Annotated in this window: 12 protein-coding genes; 3 read left to right on the plus strand and 9 right to left on the minus strand. The window is 72.2% G+C overall.

Annotation, left to right across the window (positions count from 1 at the left end; genetic code table 11):
• Positions 1-23 precede the first annotated feature (23 nt).
• Entirely contained in the window at positions 24-623 is a 600-nt protein-coding gene (locus ACFY32_RS20835) for a YceI family protein (RefSeq protein WP_390674934.1), read from the minus strand.
• 216 nt (positions 624-839) lie between these two features.
• On the opposite strand from ACFY32_RS20835, the gene ACFY32_RS20840 reads away from it, so the two are divergent.
• The 3 genes from ACFY32_RS20840 to ACFY32_RS20850 all read left to right on the plus strand — a co-directional run bounded on the left by ACFY32_RS20840 (position 840) and on the right by ACFY32_RS20850 (position 5,126).
• The gene (locus tag ACFY32_RS20840) at positions 840-3,170 is read left to right on the plus strand and encodes a polysaccharide lyase 8 family protein (protein ID WP_390674935.1); all 2,331 of its coding nucleotides are present in this window, start codon (positions 840-842) and stop codon (positions 3,168-3,170) included.
• A gap of 154 nt (positions 3,171-3,324) precedes the next feature.
• A complete protein-coding gene (locus ACFY32_RS20845) occupies positions 3,325-4,908 on the plus strand; it encodes an acyl-CoA carboxylase subunit beta (RefSeq protein WP_359193634.1) in 1,584 nt (527 codons plus the stop codon).
• Positions 4,909-4,928: 20 nt separating this feature from the next.
• On the plus strand, positions 4,929-5,126 hold the full coding sequence (locus ACFY32_RS20850) for an acyl-CoA carboxylase subunit epsilon (RefSeq protein WP_359193631.1): 198 nt from the start codon (positions 4,929-4,931) through the stop codon (positions 5,124-5,126).
• 66 nt (positions 5,127-5,192) lie between these two features.
• On the opposite strand, the gene ACFY32_RS20855 is transcribed toward ACFY32_RS20850, so the two are convergent.
• From ACFY32_RS20855 to ACFY32_RS20890, 8 genes are all read right to left on the minus strand, one after another.
• Entirely contained in the window at positions 5,193-5,774 is a 582-nt protein-coding gene (locus ACFY32_RS20855; protein WP_026243582.1) for an ATP/GTP-binding protein, read from the minus strand.
• Positions 5,755-6,327: a DUF742 domain-containing protein gene (locus tag ACFY32_RS20860; RefSeq protein ID WP_359193627.1), complete on the minus strand. Its 573-nt coding sequence runs from the start codon at positions 6,325-6,327 to the stop codon at positions 5,755-5,757. The genes ACFY32_RS20855 and ACFY32_RS20860 overlap by 20 nt, the downstream gene beginning before the upstream one ends.
• 94 nt (positions 6,328-6,421) lie before the next feature.
• Complete coding sequence (locus tag ACFY32_RS20865) at positions 6,422-6,835, minus strand: roadblock/LC7 domain-containing protein (protein ID WP_004983065.1); 414 nt, start codon at positions 6,833-6,835, stop codon at positions 6,422-6,424.
• A gap of 10 nt (positions 6,836-6,845) precedes the next feature.
• Positions 6,846-10,151 carry a nitrate- and nitrite sensing domain-containing protein gene (locus ACFY32_RS20870; RefSeq protein ID WP_390674936.1) on the minus strand — a complete coding sequence of 1,102 codons (3,306 nt, stop codon included), beginning with the start codon at positions 10,149-10,151 and terminating at the stop codon, positions 6,846-6,848.
• Between the two features lie 389 nt (positions 10,152-10,540).
• Entirely contained in the window at positions 10,541-11,116 is a 576-nt protein-coding gene (locus ACFY32_RS20875) for an ATP/GTP-binding protein (RefSeq protein WP_359193621.1), read from the minus strand.
• Complete coding sequence (locus tag ACFY32_RS20880; RefSeq protein WP_003997626.1) at positions 11,097-11,495, minus strand: DUF742 domain-containing protein; 399 nt, start codon at positions 11,493-11,495, stop codon at positions 11,097-11,099. The genes ACFY32_RS20875 and ACFY32_RS20880 overlap by 20 nt, the downstream gene beginning before the upstream one ends.
• Before the next feature lie 111 nt (positions 11,496-11,606).
• The gene (locus ACFY32_RS20885; RefSeq protein WP_023546525.1) at positions 11,607-12,020 is read right to left on the minus strand and encodes a roadblock/LC7 domain-containing protein; all 414 of its coding nucleotides are present in this window, start codon (positions 12,018-12,020) and stop codon (positions 11,607-11,609) included.
• Positions 12,021-12,029: 9 nt separating this feature from the next.
• Complete coding sequence (locus tag ACFY32_RS20890; protein ID WP_390674937.1) at positions 12,030-15,893, minus strand: nitrate- and nitrite sensing domain-containing protein; 3,864 nt, start codon at positions 15,891-15,893, stop codon at positions 12,030-12,032.
• Positions 15,894-16,334 lie beyond the last annotated feature (441 nt).

Here is a 16,334-nt window from a genome sequence, read left to right on the forward strand (position 1 = left end):
CGCGGGCGTCCGCCCGGACAGGGTCAGGCGTTCCGGATCGCCGAGATGTCGAAGGTCAGCCTGATCTTGTCGGAGACCAGCACACCGCCCGTCTCCAGCGCGGCGTTCCAGGTCAGGCCCCACTGCGAGCGCAGGATCTCGGCCTTGCCCTCGAAGCCGACGCGCTCGTTGCCGAACGGGTCCTTCGCGGCGCCGTTGAACTCCAGGTCGATGGTGAGCGGCCGGGTGGTGCCGAGGATGGTCAGGTCGCCGGTGATGCGGTAGTCGTCGCCGCCGAGGGCCTCGGCGCCCGTCGAGCGGAACGTCATGGCCGGGAACTTGTCCGTCGCGAAGAAGTCCGCGCTCTTGAGGTGCCCGTCGCGGTCGGCGGACCCGGTGTCGATGCTGTCCATCACCACGTCGAGGGAGGCGGTGGAGCGGGCCGGGTCGGCGCCGTCCAGGCGCAGCGTGCCGCTGAACTCCAGGAACTTGCCCTTGACGTTGGTGACCATGGCGTGGCGCGCGGTGAAGCCGAGCGTGCTGTGCGCCGGGTCGATGGTGTAGTCGCCGGTCAGCGCGGCCAGCTCGGGGCTGACGGCGGCGGGCCGGGCGGTGTCGTTGCCGCCGCGGTTGAAGATGCCCATGACGTACTCCTCGAAGGGGACGGGACCGCGGTCCGGGCGGGATCACGGCCGTTGATGTTGAATGTTCAACCAGTTCAACGGGGTCGACAGTAGACCTATTCCGTTCAACTTTCAACGTTATGGTCCGGGTGCCGCCGTGTCGATGGGCGCGCGTCATCCCGACGCGCCCTTCTCGGCCATTCCCCCGCACCCCTGGGCGTGGTAGACGCCAGGGACATGACCCCGCCCACCCGCCGTACCGTCGTCCTCGCGGCCGCCCTCGCCGCCGTCCTCACCACGGAGTCCGGCCCCCGCGCCGCAGCCGCCGCCGACCCCTACGACACCCTCCGCCGGCGCTGGCTCGACCTCTCCCTCGGCACCGGCTACGACCCGGCCGCCGAGCCGTACGCCACCCGGCTCGCCGAGACCGGCGAACGGGCCCGCCGCTTCCGCGCGGCCATGGCGCCGACGCCGGTCTCCCTGTGGCCCGGCCGCCCCTTCGACCCGCCCTCCAACATCACCCTCAGCTACGGCCGCCTGTGGACGATGGCCCAGGCGTACGCCCAGCCCGGCACCGGCTCCACCGGCGACCCGGCCCTCCTCTCCGACGTCCTGCGCGGCCTCGACCACCTCGCCGCCACCGTCTACCACCCCGGCACCACGCCCTACGGCAACTGGTGGGAATGGCAGATCGGCAGCCCCCGCCACCTCACCGACATCACCGCCGCCCTGTACGAGCACCTCGGCGCCGACCGGACCGCCGCCGTCTGCGCCGCCGTCGACCACTTCCTCCCGGACACGCTGTTCGACGCCTACACCGGCACCTCCACCGGCGCCAACCGCGTCGACCTGTGCCGCTCGGTCGCGCTGCGCGGCGTCCTGGGCCGCGCCCCGGACCGGATCGCGCTGGCCCGCGACGCCCTCTCACCGGTCTTCCCGTACGTCACCGAGGGCGACGGCCTCTACGCCGACGGCTCGTTCGTGCAGCACACCCACGTGCCGTACACCGGCACCTACGGACAGGTCCTGATGGACGGGCTCGGGAGGCTGTTCACCCTGCTCGCCGGGTCCGCCTGGGAGGTGACCGACCCCGAGCGGCGCAACGTCCTCGACAGCGTCGAGCGCGCCTTCGCCCCCTTCCTCCACGACGGACTCGTCATGGACTGCGTCAACGGCCGGGCCATCAGCCGGGGCCTGTCCACCGACGACCGGGGCATCCTGCGCGGCGACCACTACCACGGGCAGCAGCTCATCGCCGCCCTGGCGATCCTGGCGGGCGGGGCGGAACCGGCCGAGCGCGACCGCTGGCACGCGATGATCAAGGGCTGGATCGAACGGGACACGGTCAGCCCGGTCCTGACGGCGCCCCAGTTCGGCGTCGCCGACCTCGCCCGGCTGCGCGCCGTCGCGGACGCGCCGGCCGGGGCGGCGCCCGAACCCCTCGGCCACCGCCTCTTCCCCGCCATGGACCGCGCCGTCCACCGCGGCCCCCGCTTCACCGCCGCCCTCGCCATGGCCAGCGACCGCATCGCCCACTACGAGTGCGGCAACGGCGAGAACCCGCGCGGCTGGCACACCGGCGCCGGGATGCTCTCCTGGTGGCCGAGCGGCCGGGCCGGACGGGCCGGCCGGACCGACCAGTACACCGACTGGTACTGGCCCACCGTCGACTGGTACCGCCTGCCCGGCACCACCGTCTCCACCCGCGCGCTGCCCGACCGCGCGGGCGGCGAGTGGGGCGAGCCCCGGCCGGACGCGCGTTGGGTGGGCGGCACCACCGACGGCGAGTACGCGGCCGTCGGCCAGGACCTGAGGGGCCTCGGCTCCACCCTGCGGGCCCGCAAGTCCTGGTTCTTCCTGCCCGACGCCGTGGTCTGCCTCGGTGCCGGCATCACCTGCGCCGACGGCGTCCCCGTCGAGACGGTCGTCGACAACCGCAACCTCGGCGAGGCCGGCCGGAACACCTTCGTCCTGGCCGGCGACTGGGCCCACCTGGAGGACCACGGCGGCTGGCTGGTCCTCGACGGCGACCTGTGCACCCTGCGCGAGGACCGCACCGGCGCCTGGTCCGACATCAACGCCACCAGTTCGCCCGAGCGCCGCACCCGCCGCTGGCAGACCCTCTGGCTCGACCACGGCACCGACCCCGCCGACGCCACGTACGCCTATGTACTGCTGCCCGGCGCCCGCCGCCGCGCCGTCGCCCGCCGGGCCGCCGACCGGCACTGGCTGACCGTCCTCGGCAACGACGCCCAGCGGCAGGCGGTGGCCGTCCCCGCCCTCGGCCTCACCGCCGCCAACTTCTGGGAAGCCGGTACGGCCGGCCCGCTCACCGTCACCCGGGGGGCGAGCGTCCTGGTCCGCCGCCGGGCCCGTACGCTGGCCCTGCGCGTCAGCGAACCGCCCCGCACGGGTGAGCCGCTGGAGATCACCTGGGACCGCCCGGTGGGCGCCCCGGTCCGGGCCGGCGAGGGCGTCGAGATCCTCGCCACCGGCCGCGGGCTGAGGCTCCGCGTCACTCCGGGGACGGTATGCGCGACACATGAATGTGAGGTGGCTCTCACCTGACGTCTTTGTGCGACCCCTACAACCCGTGGCCCCCCTGAGCAGTCGAAACGGCTGCATGTCGGTGTGGTTCTGTTCAGGGGTACCAGGAAAACCCTCCGGAGACTGTACGGAGTCGACGGCGTGCTTTTCGCGGTCCGCTTCGTAAGGTCACTACATGACCGTTTTGGATGAGGCGCCGGGTGAGCCCACGGACGCACGCGGGCGGGTGGCCGAGCTGCACGAGATCCGTGCGCGCGCCCTGGCCGGCCCGAGCGAGAAGGCGACGGCGGCGCAGCACGCCAAGGGCAAGCTGACGGCACGGGAGCGGATCGAGCTGCTCCTGGACCCGGGGTCGTTCCGGGAGGTCGAGCAGTTGCGGCGGCACCGGGCGACCGGGTTCGGACTGGAGGCCAAGAAGCCCTACACGGACGGTGTCATCACCGGCTGGGGCACGGTCGAGGGCCGCACGGTCTTCGTCTACGCCCATGACTTCCGGATCTTCGGCGGCGCGCTGGGCGAGGCCCACGCCACCAAGATCCACAAGATCATGGACATGGCCATCGCGGCCGGGGCGCCCCTGGTGTCGCTCAACGACGGGGCCGGCGCCCGCATCCAGGAGGGCGTCTCCGCGCTCGCCGGCTACGGCGGCATCTTCCAGCGCAACACCAAGGCGTCCGGTGTCATCCCGCAGATCAGCGTGATGCTCGGCCCCTGCGCGGGCGGCGCGGCCTACAGCCCCGCGCTGACCGACTTCGTGTTCATGGTCCGCGAGACCTCCCAGATGTTCATCACCGGCCCCGACGTGGTCAAGGCGGTCACCGGCGAGGAGATCACCCAGAACGGCCTGGGCGGCGCCGACGTGCACGCCGAGACCTCCGGCGTGTGCCACTTCGCCTACGACGACGAGGAGACCTGCCTCGCCGAGGTCCGCTACCTGCTGTCGCTGCTGCCGCAGAACAACCGCGAGAACCCGCCCCGCGTCGACTCCGCCGACCCCGTCGACCGCCGCTCGGACGTCCTGCTCGACCTGGTCCCGGCCGACGGCAACCGGCCGTACGACATGGCCAAGGTGATCGAGGAGATCGTCGACGACGGCGAGTACCTGGAGGTCCACGAGCGCTGGGCCCGCAACATCATCTGCGCGCTGGCCCGGCTCGACGGCCAGGTCGTCGGCATCGTCGCCAACCAGCCGCAGTCCCTGGCCGGTGTCCTGGACATCGAGGCCAGCGAAAAAGCTGCGCGCTTCGTCCAGATGTGTGACGCTTTTAACATCCCGATCGTCACCTTCCTGGACGTTCCCGGGTTCCTTCCGGGCGTCGACCAGGAGCACGGCGGGATCATCCGGCACGGCGCCAAGCTGCTGTACGCGTACTGCAACGCGACCGTGCCGCGGATCTCCCTGATCCTGCGCAAGGCGTACGGAGGTGCGTACATCGTCATGGACAGCCAGTCCATCGGTGCCGACCTGACCTTCGCCTGGCCCACCAACGAGATCGCCGTGATGGGCGCCGAGGGCGCCGCCAACGTGATCTTCCGCCGGCAGATCGCCGAGGCGGAGGACCCCGAGGCGATGCGGCAGAAGATGGTCAAGGAGTACAAGGCCGAGCTGATGCACCCGTACTACGCGGCCGAGCGCGGCCTCGTGGACGACGTCATCGACCCGGCCGAGACCCGCGAGGTGCTCATCGGCTCGCTGGCGATGCTCCAGACCAAGCACGCCGACCTGCCCTCCCGTAAGCACGGCAACCCCCCGCAGTGACCTACCGAGGAGCCCGACCCATGTCCTCCATGCCCGACATCCGCGTCGAGAAGGGGCACGCCGGCCCCGAGGAAGTCGCCGCCATCACCGCCGTACTGCTGGCCCGCGCGGCCGCCCGGCCCGCCGAGATCGCCCCCTCCCGGGGCGGCCGCGTCCGGGCCGGCTGGCGCCGCCTGGAGCGCGAGCCCGGCTTCCGCGCCCCGCACAGTTGGCGCTGACGAGCAGCGCTGAAGGCCCCGCCTCCCAGGAGGCGGGGCCTTCAGCGTGTGTCCGGTGTCCGGTGCCTACCGCAGCCGGGCCATCAGCGCGTGCTCGACCAGCGTGATCAGCGTCGACTTCGCATCCGCGCGGTGGCGGGCGTCGGTCGTGATGATCGGGGTGTCCGGACCGATCTGGAGCGCCTCGCGCACCTCGTCCGGGTTGTACGGCTGCTGGCCGTCGAAGCCGTTGAGGGCGATCACGAAGGGCAGCCCGGAGTTCTCGAAGTAGTCGACGGCGGGGAAGCAGTCGGCGAGCCTGCGGGTGTCGACCAGCACGACCGCGCCGATGGCGCCGCGCACCAGGTCGTCCCACATGAACCAGAAGCGGTCCTGCCCCGGCGTGCCGAAGAGGTACAGGATCAGGTCCTGGTCGAGCGTGATGCGGCCGAAGTCCATGGCGACCGTGGTGGTCGTCTTGTCCCCGGTGTGGGTGAGGTCGTCGATGCCCGCCGAAGCGGATGTCATCACGGCCTCCGTGCGCAGCGGATTGATCTCCGAGACGGCGCCGACGAACGTGGTCTTGCCCACGCCGAAGCCGCCGGCCACCACGATTTTCGCGGACGTGGTGGAGCGGGAAGGCCCTCCGCTAGAGCTTGCGAAGTCCACTGAGCACCCTTTCGAGCAGTGTCACGTCTGGCTGGCCGCCGGCGCTCTCGTCGCCGCCGGGCTGATGGATGGCGACCAGGCCCGCCTCCGCCAAGTCGGCGACGAGGATCCTGGCCACGCCGAGGGGGATCGACAGCAGCGCCGAGATCTCGGCCACCGACTTGATCTCCCGGCAGAGGTTGCAGATCCGCTGATGCTCGGGCAACTGCCCCTGCATCTGGTGCGGCTGCGCGGTCGTGTGCACCAGCGCCTCGATGGCGAGCTGGTACCGCGGCCTGGTCCGGCCGCCCGTCATGGCGTACGGGCGCACCAGGGGGTTGTTCGACGCCCCGGCGGGCGCCGGCTCGGGGGTGTGGCGCTGCGGCTGCACGGGCTGGATGCGCGGAGCCGGCGGCTGGTCGTACGGCGAAGGACCGGGGCCCTGCGGTACGTACGGCTGCCGGTGGCCGGGGACGGAGGGGTAGCCGTACGGGTTCGCGGAACCGTCGTGCTGGCCCTGGGCAGGGCCGTACGACCAGTTACCCGAATGCGAACCGCCTGGGGGTGTTGCCACTTTCTCCTCCTCCGACTGTGCCTGGCACCCATCACTGTGGAGCCGCGTCCCGAAACCTTACGGCCCCGGGACGGCAAAACGCACCGTCCGCCCGTCAGTTGAGAAGGCTCCCTTGGAGTTCCGCACGGAGGTCCGGCGTCAGGACCGTGCCGGCGCGGTCCACCAGGAGCGCCATCTCGTACCCGATGAGGCCGATGTCCGCCTCCGGGTGGGCGAGGACCGCGAGCGAGGAACCGTCGGAGATGGACATGATGAAGAGGAATCCCCGCTCCATCTCCACAACCGTCTGGTTCACGCTGCCGCCCTCGAAGATGCGCGAGGCACCGGCGGTCAGCGAGGTCAGACCGGAGGCGACGGCCGCGAGCTGGTCGGCGCGGTCGCGGGGGAAGCCTTCGGACATCGCCAGAAGGAGTCCGTCGGCGGAGACCACCACCGTGTGGGACACCCCCGGGGTGTTGTCCACGAAGTTGGTGATCAACCAGTTCAGGTTCTGTGCCGCCTGGCTCATCGGGCTCACACTAACGCTCCTGGTTGTAGGTGCTGTCAGGACCACCGTGCTGGTTCCGAGTGGCCTGGCCGTTCGTTTCACTGCCTGCGTTGCGGCCTCGCTGGACGCCGCGGCGCAGGTTGCTCAGCCTGCCCCGGACGTCCTCCGGGGCGCGGGAGACCTGGGGGCCTCCCTGGGGGGTGGTTTCGGCGGCGCCCTCGACCAGATTGGCCTTGGGCACCCGCCGCGGCAGACCGGAGGGGGTCACCCCGCCCGCCTTCGGCTTCCTCAATTGTGCGGCCTGCTGCCAGCGTTCGTCGTTGGCCGAACGCCAGTTGCCGTTGTTCCGGGGGGCGGAGGACTGCCCCTCCTGGTCCGCGGGCCGGTCGCCGCCGGCGGACCCGCGGCGGGGGAGCCCGGCGTCGGTCAGCTCGTGGGCGGCGGGACCGTCCGGTCCCGGACGGTCGAAGCCTACGCCGTCCCCCTGGCCGGCGTCAGCGGCCTGCCCGGATTCCGTTTGCGGGACATCGGCAGGGTACTGGGCCGGGTAGCCGTTCGGGTAGCCGTCCTGCTGGGGCCAGTCGTCCTGGTGGCGGCGCTGCTCGAAGGCCGGGAACCCGTCCTGGCCGGCGGCGCCCGCGTCCGGGCCCTGCTCGCTCGCCGGCTCCGCATAGGGCGCCTGCGGGTAGCCGGTGCCGGCGGAGTAGCCCTCGCCCTGCGGCAGCGCGCCGTTCGGCGCGTAGTACTGCCCGTCGTACGTCTGCTGCTGCGGCTGCTGGTACGGCTCCTGCTGCTGACCGGGGTACGTCTGCGGCTGCTCGTAGCCGCCGGTGTGCTGGTCCTGGAAGCCGTTCCGGCCGTCCTGGCCGTCCGGGAAGCCGCCCTGGCCGTCCTGCTGGAAGCCGCCCTGGCCGTGGTCGTAGCCCTGGCCGTACGGCTGCTGGCCGGCGAACGGGTCGGGGTAGCCGGTCTCGCCGGTGTCGCCGTCCGGGCCGGGCTGGTGGGCCTGGGCCTCCAGGGCGGCGCGGCGCTCCTCGCGCATCAGGGAGCGGCCGACCGGGTCCAGCTCGCGGATGTCGTCGGGGACGTCCGCGTAACGGCTGTCGTCGAAGCCCAGCTCGGCGGCGGTGCGCATCGGCTCCGGCTGCTGCCGGCCGAAGTCCTCGCCGCGGAACTCCTGCTCGGGGATGATCTGCGAGACGGTGAACTCGTCGCGCTGCACCTGGCCCTGGCCGCCGCCGCCGTGCGTGATGGCGTCCGGGAGCATGACCAGCGAGGTGGTGCCCGCCTGCTCGCCGGAGGGCCGCAACTGGACCCGGATGCCGTGCCGGTCGGCGAGCCGGCCGACCACGAACAGGCCCATGCGCTGCGATATCGCGGCGTCCACGGTCGGCGGGTTGGCCAGCTTGTGGTTGATGTCCGCGAAGTCCTCGGCGGTCAGGCCGATGCCCTTGTCGTGGATCTCGATCATCACGCGGCCGTCGGGCAGCCGGGTGGCGGTGACGCGGACCTTGGTCTGCGGGGAGGAGAACGTGGTGGCGTTCTCCAGCAGCTCGGCGAGCAGGTGCACCAGGTCGGTCACGGCCCGGCCGTGGATCTCGGCCTCCGGCACGCCCGACAGCTCGATGCGCTCGTACTGCTCCACCTCGGAGGAGGCGGCGCGCAGCACGTCGACCAGCGGCACCGGCTGGTCCCAGCGGCGGCCCGGCTCCTCACCGGCGAGGACGAGGAGGTTCTCGCCGTTGCGGCGCATCCGGGTCGCGAGGTGGTCCAGCCGGAAGAGGGCCTCCAACTGGTCGGGGTCGGCCTCGTTGTTCTCCAGGTCCGTGATCAGGGTGAGCTGGCCCTCGATCAGCGACTGGTTGCGGCGCGAGAGGTTGGTGAAGATCGCGTTGATGTTGCCCCGCAGCAGGGCCTGCTCGGAGGCGAGCCGGACCGCCTCGCGGTGCACCTGGTCGAAGGCGCGGGCGACCTCGCCGATCTCGTCCGTGGTGGTGATCGGGATCGGCGCCACCCGGGTGTCGACCCGGCCGGGGTCGGTACGGGAGAGCTGGTCGACCAGCATCGGCAGGCGCTGCTCGGCGATGCCGAAGGCGGCGTTGCGCAACTGGCGCATGGCCCGGCTCATCTGGCGGGCGACCATGCCGGCCAGGACGAACGCGGCGAGCAGCGCGATCACCACGATGGCGCCGGTGATGTAGGTGTCCCGCTCGGCGTCGTCGGCGATGGCGGACGCCTCCGTCACCGCCTTGTCGGCCAGGTCCGACTCGATGGTGCGGTAGGCGTCGAACTTGAGGGTGTTGACCGCCCACCAGTTCTCCGGCGTGATGCCCTGCCGGGCCAGCTCCGCCCGCGCACCGGTGTCGGTGGAGTCGAGCTGGGCCAGCTCCGAGACCATCGTCGTCGGGTTGGACGGCGGCGGCACGTAGTCCGGGTCCTTGGCGGCGGCCTCCTTGGCCATGGCCGCGCCGTCCTCCTTGACCTCGGCCTGGAGGTCGTCGAGCTTCTTGGCGTCCGCCTCGGTGCCGCCGCCGAGGTACTCCTCGACGGCGATCTTCTCCAGGTAGGCGTAGGAGGAGAGGGCGACCCGCTGGCTGGCCAGATGACTGGGCTCCGGGCCGGGCCCGACCAGCAACTGCGTGCCGATGGAGCGCTCCAGGGAGAGCGCCGCCTTGGTCAGCGAGATGGCGTAGACGGTACGGCCGTAGGAGGTGATGTTGCCGGTGCCCAGTCCGAGTTCGTTGGCGAACTCCATCAGCGGGTGGGCGACGGTGACGTAGCCCTCCTGCGTCTCCACCCCCTTGAACTGGGAGGTGTACGCGCCGGCGCGCAGCGTCTGGAGCTTGGGCTCCTCGGCGCGGAACAGCTTCAGCCGGCGTTCCAGACCGGGCTTGGCGGGCATCTCCCGCGCGGCCCGGTCGAAGGCGTCGGCGGCCCGGTCGGTGGCCTCGCGGGCGCGGACGACGTCCGGGTCCTTCTTCTTGCCCCGCAGCAGCGGGGCCGCGCTGATGTCCCGCTCCTTGTAGAGGGCGTCGGCGTAGGTGAGGGAGGCCCGCACCAGGCGCGCGGTGCTCTCCGCGTCCTCTGCCTCCTGCCAGGTGTCGATCGAGCCCTTGACCTGGAAGCCGCCCATGACGAGGCCGACCAGCGCGGGTATGAGCAGGATCGCGTTGAGACGGGTGGGCACCCGCCAGTTGCGGGGGGAGAGGCGTCCGCCGCCGCGGGCGGGGGCAGCCGTGGGTTCCGGGCCGGGCACGGGAGCGGGCGCCGCTGTGCGCGGCGGCGGGGTGAAGTTGCCCCGGGCCGATGGCTCGGGACTGCTCTTGCTTCGCCTCACTCGACCAACAACCTCTCGGCGGTCGGCACCTACGTCGTGCCGCAGTGTCTCAGAGCCCAGTACGTCATCGGGTACGCGCTACTGACGAGTACGTCTTTGACCATGGGGCAGTTCTGGCATTCCAGCACGACGGCCTGCGGTCTTCCAAACAGTGGGGCGAGCGGATCGCGCGTGAGGTAAGCCCCAGATAAAACGGTCATAAAGAGCGAGGCGCGGCAAAAGCCGGGACGTTCGTGAGCACAGCGAGACGGAATGTGCGCGACGCGTGGCCGTACCACCCGATTCCTCTGCCGAAACGTTATGAACACCGGAGCCGACCGTGTCAAAGGACACAGCCGGCTCCGCGAGCGCTACGACAACTGCCTTATGCGGTCACCGACTTGCGCGGGTCACCGCAGCCGGGCCATCAGGGCGTGCTCGACCAGCGTGATCAGCGCGCTCTTGGCGTCCGCGCGGTGCCGGGCGTCGGTGGTGATGATCGGGGCGTCCGGACCTATCTGGAGCGCCTCGCGCACCTCGTCCGGCGTGTACGGCTGCTGCCCGTCGAACCCGTTGAGCGCCACCACGAACGGCAGCCCGGAGTTCTCGAAGTAGTCGACGGCGGGGAAGCAGTCGGCGAGCCTGCGGGTGTCGACCAGCACGACCGCGCCGATGGCGCCGCGCACCAGGTCGTCCCACATGAACCAGAAGCGGTCCTGCCCCGGCGTGCCGAAGAGGTACAGGATCAGGTCCTGGTCGAGCGTGATGCGGCCGAAGTCCATGGCGACCGTGGTGGTCGTCTTGTCCCCGGTGTGGGTCAGGTCGTCGATGCCCGCGCTGGCGGACGTCATGACGGCCTCGGTGCGCAGCGGATTGATCTCCGATACGGCACCGACGAACGTGGTCTTGCCGACGCCGAAGCCGCCGGCCACCACGATCTTGGCGGAGGTGGTCGCCCGACCCCCGTCAGAGCTTGCGAAGTCCACTGAGCACCCTTTCGAGCAGTGTCACGTCCGGCGCACCGCCGTTGTTCTCGTCGCCGCCCGGCTGGTGGATGGCCACGAGCCCGGCCTCCGCGAGGTCGGCGACCAGGATTCGGGCCACGCCGAGCGGCATCGACAGCAGCGCCGACACCTCCGCCACCGACTTCACCTCACGGCACAGGTGGCAGATGCGCTGGTGCTCCGGGAGCAGCCCCATGAGTGCTGCCGGGTCGGCCGTGGTGCTGATCAGCGCCTCGATGGCGAGCTGATAGCGCGGCCGCGTCCGGCCACCGGTCATCGCGTAGGGACGTACCAGCGGCTGGTCGCCCTCGTCCTCGTACGGCTCCGCGTACGGATCATGAGAGGCGGTGGGCGGGGTCATGGATCCTCCGGGCGGGACAGCAAGTCGGTCGGTCGAGCCGTCGGACGGGGCCGGTGGGGGGATTGTGGCGGCCGGACGGTGATTTGGTGAGACGGGTGGTGCCGGTGCCGATCAGTGGAGCAGACTGCCTTGTAGTTCGGCGCGCAGGTCGGGCGTGAGCACCGCGCCCGCGCGGTCGACCAGAAGCGCCATCTCGTAGCCGACGAGGCCGATGTCGCACTCCGGGTGAGCGAGGACGGCCAGGGACGAGCCGTCCGAGACGGACATCAGGAAGAGGAACCCGCGTTCCATCTCCACGACCGTCTGCGCCACGGTGCCGCCCTCGAAGATCCGGGACGCCCCGGCGGTGAGGGAGGTCAGACCGGAGGCGACGGCCGCGAGCTGGTCGGCGCGGTCCCGCGGGAAGCCTTCGGACATCGCCAGAAGGAGTCCGTCGGCGGACACGACGACGGTGTGGGACACCCCCGGGGTGTTGTCCACGAAATTCGTGATCAACCAGTTGAGGTTCTGTGCCGCCTGGCTCATCGGGCTCAACTAACGCTCCTGCTGGTGAGTGGGCCGGGGGAAACTGCCGGTCTGGTTGGTACCGGCCTGTCGGCCCTGTGCGATTCCCCGACGAAGGTTGGTCAGCCGGCCGCGCACGTCATCGGGCGCACGCGAGACCTGCGGACCGCTCTGGTGCGACTGCTGCTGAGCCGTGCCCGGCACCAGGTTGGCGCGGGGCACCCGGCGCGGCAGGCCGGAGGTGGTGACGCCGCCCGCGGCCGGCTGCCGGACGCGTTCGGCCTGCCGTACGAGGTCGTCGTTGGGCGAGCTGCGCCAGGATGCGGCGGCGGGACGCTGAGGTGCGGCGGGCTGTGGTGCCGCGGGGGTTCCCGGCTGCTCCGGGGCGGCGGCGGGGTCGGTGCCCTGCGCCCCCCGGTGTTCGCCGCGGAACCAGTTGGTCTCCAGCGTGTCGTACAGCGGCGTCCGTCCGTCGCCGGGACCCGGGGCCGGGGGGAGTGCCTCGGGTTCGGGACGGACCGGGCGCTGCCGCGGAGCGCCGAAGTCGTTGCCGCCGTAGCCGCCGCCCGCCCGGGGGCGTTCGAACTGGCCGGTGGCGGCGGGGTCCTGCCGGTCCGGCGCGGTGTGCCGTCCGGTGGAGCCGTCGGCGTACCCCTGGGGAGCGGGGAACTGGCCGGTGGCGGCGGGGTCGCCCGGCGCGGCACCGGTGCCGAAGACGTCCGGGCGGACGAACTGCCCGCTGTCCTGCGCGCCGTCGTGGCCGGGCTGCCCGTACCGGTCGCCGTGCGCGAACGGGTCCTCGGCCTGGCGGTAGGAGGCGTCGAACCGGGCGCCCTCCTGGCCGCCCGGCGCGAACCGGTCGTCGTGCCGCTGCTCGCCCCGGGCGTACGGGTCGTCGTGCTGCGGCCGGCCGAACTGGTCGGCGGGGGCGGCTCCGTTGCCCTCCGGCGCCGGGTAGCGGTCCTGGCCGGCACCGGGCGGCGGGGCGTCGAAGTCGGGGCGGGGGAACGCGGCGGTGGCGCCGGGGCCCTGCCGCTCGTCGAACCGGCCGACCACCGGGATCTCCGCCGTCGACCCCGGACCCTGCCGGTCGTCGACGCGGGGCATCCGCGCGGTGTGCGGGGCGTCCGGCTCCTCGTGGCCGCGCGGGGCGTCCAGCGAGGCCCGCGGCGCCGGAAGCTGGGCGCTGTCGTCGCCCCAGCTCGGCACGTGGGGCTGCGGGGCGCCGCCGGGCAGCTCGGCCCGGGGACCGCCGCGCGGCGGAAGCTGCGGCCGGCGGTCGCGCCCGGCGTCGTTGTTGCCGCCCTTGCCCTTGCGGCGCCCGCGCTGCGGGGGCGCCGGGGGCCGGCCGCCGCCGAACGCGTCCTGGCCCTGGCCCGGCGCGTTCATGCCCGCGGCCTGGAGGCCCTGCGGGGCACCCGGCGCCTGGCCGGCACCGGCGTTCGCCGGGTCCGGACGGCCCTGCCGGGAGTGCTGGGGCTGCTGCGGGGACGGTGCCGCCGGGGCCTGGGGCCCGCGCGCCCCGCCGGGCGCGCCCGGACGGCCGCCGGCGTCCCGGCCGGGCAGCGCGGCCCGGGGACCCTGGCCGGCGCCGAGCCGGCCACCGCCGGGAGCACCCGCGCCGAGGGCACCGCCGTTCTGCCCGCCGGTCGCCCGGCGGGCCGCCGCGGCACCGGCCGCGGCCTGCGCGGCGGCCGGACCGCCGCCGCCCGGCTGACCGGGCTTGCCCTGCGGCTTGCGGCCGCCCTGGGCGACGTCGACGGGGAGCATGACCAGCGCGGTGGTGCCACCGGAGTCGGACGGCCGCAACTGGATGCGGATGCCGTGCCGCTGCGAGAGCCGGCCGACCACGAACAGGCCCATGCGGCGGGAGACGGAGACGTCCACGGTGGGCGGCGAGGCGAGCCGCTCGTTGATCGCCGCCAGGTCCTCCGGCGACAGGCCGATACCGGTGTCGTGGATCTCGATCAGCACCCGCCCGTCGGGCAGCGCGTGACCGGTGACCTTGACCTTGGTCTGCGGCGAGGAGAACGAGGTCGCGTTCTCCAGCAGCTCGGCGAGCAGGTGCACGAGGTCGTTGACGACCCGGCCGGCCACCTCGGTGGTCGGCACGGAGGACAGCTCGATGCGCTCGTACTGCTCCACCTCGGAGGCGGCGGCGCGCAGCACGTCGACCAGCGGCACCGGACGGGTCCAGCGGCGGCCCGGCTCCTCACCGGCGAGGACGAGGAGGTTCTCGCCGTTGCGGCGCATACGGGTCGCGAGGTGGTCCAGCTTGAACAGCGAGGACAACTGGTCCGGGTCGGCCTCGCGGGACTCCAGTTCGGAGATGAGCGAGAGCTGACGCTGGATGAGGCCCTGGGAGCGGCGCGAGAGGTTGGTGAACATCGCGTTGACGTTGCCCCGCAGCAGGGCCTGCTCGGCGGCGAGCCGGACCGCCTCGCGGTGCACGTCGTCGAAGGCCGCGGCCACCTTGCCGATCTCGTCCCGGGAGTGCACGCCGACCGACTCCACCGAGGTGTCGACGTCCTGCGGGTCGGTCTCGGAGAGCTGCTTGACCAGCTCGGGCAGCCGGTCGGAGGCGACCCGGGTGGCGGTCTCCTCCAGCCGGCGCAGCGACCGGATCATGGACCGGGCCACGACGAAGGCGCCGACCAGGGAGACGCCGAGCACGATCAGGATCAGCGCACCGGAGAGGATCGCCTCCCGCTCCGACTCGCTGCGCAGCTCGCGCGCCTTCTGCTCCATCTCCTCCAGCAGCGTGTGCTCGATGTTGGCCATCTGCTGGATCTTGCTGGAGGAGTCGTCCAGCCAGTCCTGGTACGACCGCCGCTCCATGCCCTTGATCGCGTTGTCGCTGGCGAGGACGCGGCCGGCGTACTTGTCGGCGGCCTCGATCGTCGGGTTGCCGGACTCGACCGGGGCGAGCAGGTCCTCGCTGCCGTCGCCGTAGATGCTCTTGAAGCTGGCGAGGTCGGCGTCCTGGCTCTCGGCCGCGGCTCCGGCGTAGAGGCGGTCGTTCTCGGAGAGGTCCCCGGCCGTGGTGGTGCCGGCGGGCAGCGCCGCCGCGATCACCGCGCGCTGGACGGAGGCGTACTCCTTGGCGGAGGAGAAGGCCGACAGCGCGCGGGTGCGCTGGATCATCTCCGGGTTGCTGGTCGCCTCGGCCATGTCCTGGGAGAGGCCCAGCAGGCTGGTGATCAGGCGGTGGTACGCCTCGACCGTCTGCGTGGAGTTGCCCTCGGACTTGTAGGCGGAGGTGCGGATCGCGCTGAGCCGGTTGAGCTGGCTGGCGAGGCCGACGACGGTGTCGCGGACGCCCTGGAGGTTGCCGTCCTTGCTCGCCGCGTCGACGTCCTCGGAGCTGTCGAGGAAGTTCTTCAGGGCCCGGTCGGTCTTCTCCCGGTCGCCCTTGATCGCGGTGGCGGCGGAGGTGGAGCCGTGCGCCAGGGGACCGGCGGACTGGTCGCGCTCCTCCTGGAGCGCGGCGGCCAGCTCGGTGGCCTCCTTGGTCATCTCCGTCAGCAGCTTCATGTTGTCGAGCTGCTGGATGTTGTCCATCGACTCGTTGATGCGCAGCGCGCCCAGCGAGGTGGCCGCGACCACGGGGAGGGCGAGCAGCGACACCAGGCGGGTGGAGATCCGCCAGTTGCGCAGCGCGATGCGCGGGCCGGGACCGGTCTCGGTCTTCGGTGCCTTCGCCTTCGCCGCCGGCGCCGGGCCGGGAGGCGTCGCCTGGCCGGGGCGCCCGGGGCGCTCGCCGCCGTCGGCGCTCTGGGCCTGGCCCGGGTTCTGGGCGTGCTGGGGCGAGGAGCCGGCGGCCATCGGGCCAGTCCCGCCGTGCGGCTCCGGCTCCGCCGAAGCGCTGCCATCCCTCTTGAAACGTCCCTGCACTAGCGTCGCAACCTCTGGACCAGGCGCCCCTCCGCGTGAACGGCCGGGCACGGTGTCGGCGTCATAGGGGCGCCCTGAATTACGCCCCTGTGGTGGTCGTGAGTGACCGGCGCTGGTTCCCCCTTCTCGCCGCCACTCGGCGCTTGCTGCGCCCCCTGTGCGCCGGCTCGATCCCTGCGGCGGTCCGTGGAATTCCAGCACAGTGCAGGATCTCCAACAAGGGCCGTGGGCCAGGCCGTGACGGACGTGACAGGATGTGAGGATCGAGTCACCGGACGTAGAAAGTGATCACCCGCAAAACGGTCGTAAGGCCGCGTTTCATCGGTCGGTGGGCGGTGTCCCAGTCGCCATGATCAGGAGCGGAATGATGGCTTCGGGCGGGCAATGTCCGTTTCACGGCCCTGCGTGGCCGGTCGGAATTGACCGGTTTGCCCCTTGTCG

This window comes from Streptomyces sp. NPDC000134, from assembly GCF_042899225.1.
Lineage (GTDB): Bacteria > Actinomycetota > Actinomycetes > Streptomycetales > Streptomycetaceae > Streptomyces.

Coding starts and splice junctions, on each gene's coding strand:
- ACFY32_RS20835 (WP_390674934.1), bottom strand. CDS start 623: ATGGGCATCTTCAACCGCGGCGGCAACGACACCGCCCGGCCCGCCGCC.
- ACFY32_RS20840 (WP_390674935.1), top strand. CDS start 840: ATGACCCCGCCCACCCGCCGTACCGTCGTCCTCGCGGCCGCCCTCGCC.
- ACFY32_RS20845 (WP_359193634.1), top strand. CDS start 3,325: ATGACCGTTTTGGATGAGGCGCCGGGTGAGCCCACGGACGCACGCGGG.
- ACFY32_RS20850 (WP_359193631.1), top strand. CDS start 4,929: ATGTCCTCCATGCCCGACATCCGCGTCGAGAAGGGGCACGCCGGCCCC.
- ACFY32_RS20865 (WP_004983065.1), bottom strand. CDS start 6,835: ATGAGCCAGGCGGCACAGAACCTGAACTGGTTGATCACCAACTTCGTG.
- ACFY32_RS20880 (WP_003997626.1), bottom strand. CDS start 11,495: ATGACCCCGCCCACCGCCTCTCATGATCCGTACGCGGAGCCGTACGAG.
- ACFY32_RS20885 (WP_023546525.1), bottom strand. CDS start 12,020: ATGAGCCAGGCGGCACAGAACCTCAACTGGTTGATCACGAATTTCGTG.